1 protein-coding gene is annotated in these 2,378 nt (G+C 57.9%); it reads left to right on the forward strand.

The window, feature by feature from the left end; genetic code table 11:
* The first annotated feature begins 763 nt into the window (after window positions 1–763).
* Window positions 764–1,117, forward strand: coding sequence for a response regulator (locus tag L6637_RS42145; protein ID WP_237874444.1), 354 nt, complete (start codon window positions 764–766; stop codon window positions 1,115–1,117).
* Window positions 1,118–2,378: the final 1,261 nt, after the last annotated feature.

A 2,378-nucleotide genomic window follows, 5' to 3' on the forward strand; every position in this document is an offset into this window, starting at 1 on the left:
GAGCTCCTTCCTGAGTGAGGGTTGCAACACCTCGATTCTCAGGACGGGGCTCTCCAGTGCTACCACTATCGTCTCAACTGGCTACCGCCCTCTCGGCTCTTGCTCCCGCGCAGCGGGCTGGAGCGCAGCGACTTTGTGCAATGGCCCGAAGGCGAAGATCGCAATGGCGTCCGCTACGTCAGCAGTCGAGGCCAGACCGGACATAGCGGCGACGTGCCAAAATCGAAGTGGATGACTCAAAGTGGACATTCTGAAATCCTCATTTATACTACCGCGTGTGTATGCTGTCGGTAGCAACTGTAGTAGTGAGGCATTGCTGAGTAAGTGATGGGAAGGGTCCGGCATGGGAAGTGCTCACAAGCCTAGCGCTGACGCCGCCATCCAGCTTTTGACTCGGGCGATCGAAGAGATCGAAGAAACAGGCGACTAACAGACTCTGTTTCATACTCGCGCTGCCTTGGAGAGACTGCAGCGCATATACTCCGCGTCCCCTTTGCTTCTGCGCGATGCAGGACCAGCCGCTCCTTGAGCTGGCTTTTTTGGGTTCGTTTATTCAGCACACGCTGACTTCATCTTTCGGTCGCGCCGCCATCAGGTGCGTCAACTTTTAACCCGACGCGGACCCGTATTTCTACGCTGTCCCAAGGTGCAATAGTGCACCAATGTGGGCTGGCGCAACGTACCAGCCCTGGATGTCGTGCTCCGCAGAGAACTTTGGTTCGATCGCGGGTTTTGATGTTCAGCATCTCCCAAAAGGTAAGACATGGCATCCGGCAGCTCGGTCCTCCTCGTCGAGGATGAAGTTCTTATCCGCATGATGATAGCGGACATGCTCGATGAGTTGGGCCACAAGGTCGTCGCAGAGGCGGGGTCGATTGACGAGGCTCTCCGGCTCGCCGCGAATGTCGACGCGGACTTCGCAGTCCTCGACGTCAGCCTCGCTGGTGAGCGCGTCACACCCGTCGCTGATCTGCTAATAGCTCGCAACCTGCCGTTCTTTTTCGCAAGTGGTTACGGATCCAACGGTCTGCCCGACGGGTACCAACATCATGCAGCGCTTCAGAAGCCATTCCAGATGCAAAGTCTGGCTGAGATGATCGAAAACATGCTGGCGTGAGGTTTACAGGCGAGAGGCAGGCGGACATGAGCCAAGCTGGCCCTGTGACGATGGTGTGAGAACGCTCAACGCGCTGACGCCTCCGACAGGCAGGGAGCATTAAATTGGCACGCGACCGCACGTTGGTCTGTCATTCTTTTGACGTGGGCGCTTGCCGCTATTGGCCTGATGCCGTCGCTTCCATGGCCTGGTAGGCCGTCCGAGCGGATGTTCTCTGGCACAAACTGCACATCACACCGAGCCCATAATGTATTACCGTCTGGTCGTGGAAGACGGGGGTGCCATGATGGTGGACATCATATTCAAGGTTTAGCATCGTGGGGTTAGGCATTTTTTCGACCGTGCTATTCTCCTTGCTCGTCTTCGGCCTCTAGAATCTTCAGTCGATAAGCCGCGCGGAGCCTTGGCCTGAAATCCTTGCAGCCGCCAGCCTGCAATGTCGCTGCTCTTGCCGCACCCTCACACGTTAAATGTGTGCATCTTGGAGATCGTCCGCACTTGACGTTCTCGCCTGAAGCTTCGCGCGTGCGCAACGCGGGCAAGCGAGCGCCGCGCGCCTGCGTCAGAGGATAGCGGGCAAAGAAGTGGCGCAATTTGTTGCGCGATTGACGATCCACTTGACCAATTTCGATAGCCAAAACGACGGTCCCGGGCTTGGGGCTGAGTTGGGGGGCCGGGACCCATCGACGCGCGGGGGCGCGGACCCGTCCGCGCCCGGCTAGTAACATGGATCATGCGGGCACGAGCAATTGTCTTCTGTACATCTCATGGCTCAGTTTTGTCCCTCAAGTTCCCGCTGCAATTGTAGACGCTTAAACTGCCATTAACCGCGCACGATCATCATGGATCTCGGCTAGCGCAAAATATCATCGAAAAAACTCACACGTTGGAGCCGTCGCTGATCTCAACCGGCGGCGGCCTTTTTTCGGGATTATGAATGGATTATCGCGCGTTTGTCGCGCGGCGATCAGGATGGAAGGCAGCGTCAATCAAGGTGAGAGAGTTTCGCTGGGCTCGTGACGTAGGGAGGGCGTAGCCCGACCGGAGTTACGAGCCCAGCGTCGGCGCGATCCCGAGGAGGACCGCGCCGACTGGTGATCGCGGCCGGCGGGGTTATGCAAGTGGTTCTTCCGCCAAGAGGAATCACTCGCGTGCCCGGCCGACACATCACAGATCACCAGATGAGGCTCTACATGAAGTACCGTCAGACCGATAGCCCGCCAGTGGCGGCGGCCAAGGCATCATTCAGTGCGTCGACCGC

Source organism: Bradyrhizobium zhengyangense, assembly GCF_022012435.1.
Lineage (GTDB): Bacteria > Pseudomonadota > Alphaproteobacteria > Rhizobiales > Xanthobacteraceae > Bradyrhizobium > Bradyrhizobium zhengyangense.

Excerpts from the sequence above, each read along its gene's own strand:
- L6637_RS42145 (WP_237874444.1), top strand. The coding sequence starts at position 764 with ATGGCATCCGGCAGCTCGGTCCTCCTCGTCGAGGATGAAGTTCTTATC.